Raw genomic sequence first — 973 nt, 5'->3', positions numbered from 1 at the left:
AATAGAACCAAAAAAGATGGCAAAAAAGATAATTTTAAGCCAGACATTGATCCCCATCGCAGCCATGGAGGGGACTTCAATTGTGTCCTTATCTATCCGGGTAATGGAGAGATTGATCGCTTCAACCACATCAGGATTTTCAGTGGGACTTGGAATCAGTTGAATCGGTGGTAACGCCATCAATAGGGCATATCCTTGGTGTACAACTCTGTACGTGGATTCTGCATAAACTCTTCAATCGCCTTTTCAGTTTTGCGTTTTTTGAATGCAAACTGTGGCAGTAGCTGCAGTCTAGCTATATTGTAAAAAAAGTAATCCATCCACAGCACATACTTGGGCTTACGCTTCGGTCCCAACTGATTCAGCCATTGTGGGTCCGGATTGGTCATAAAATCGGTGATGAACTCCCGCAGATAATGCGCCTGATAGCGGATCGCTGCTCGTGCGATGAAGCAATTAGCACCCACACCGATCGGCATATTGGCTTCTTTTTTCGGAAATGGCAGCCAAAACACCAGAGCGCCATCGGGATTATAAGGGTCCTTAACTTTGGGCGCATGTGGGACATGGGCACGGATCTGTGCTAGTGGATCAACAGTGTTTTCCGGCAACTGAATGCACATAAAACACCCACGTGACCAGGTATACGCAATGCGACGCTTACGATCAAAGCGGATAGGGTTTTGAACGCTGATATTAAATAAAATCCAGGGGATCACTAGCAAACCTATGGCAAATAGACCCCAGCCTATACCTCGACCATGGAAGTCTAACTGACCAGCTCTAAATTCCTCGTAAGATCTACCAGTGTTAGTAAAACCTGGGTTATCTTTATCTTCATAAAATTCAAAAGAAGAAATAATATACTCCTCCCGAAACAGCATTTGATGAATATCTTGATAATAGACACCAGGGCTTCCATCTTTGGTAAACCAGCCTGGATCATAGCCTGAAATAGAACCAAAAAAGATGG

Annotated in this window: 2 protein-coding genes; both read right to left on the bottom strand. The window is 44.1% G+C overall.

The window, feature by feature from the left end; translation table 11 throughout:
- Positions 1–180, bottom strand: a 180-nt coding sequence (locus ADINL_RS09175) for a hypothetical protein (protein WP_036546861.1), incomplete at its 3' end; no start/stop codon positions are given.
- A partial coding sequence (locus ADINL_RS16450; protein ID WP_036546859.1) for a hypothetical protein occupies positions 180–973 on the bottom strand: 794 nt, incomplete at its 5' end. The genes ADINL_RS16450 and ADINL_RS09175, both read right to left, overlap by 1 nt.

The sequence above is a fragment of the Nitrincola lacisaponensis genome, assembly GCF_000691225.1.
GTDB lineage: Bacteria > Pseudomonadota > Gammaproteobacteria > Pseudomonadales > Balneatricaceae > Nitrincola > Nitrincola lacisaponensis.
Note: the sequence above shows the minus strand (reverse complement) of the source record. Positions and strands in the feature narration are given on the sequence as shown.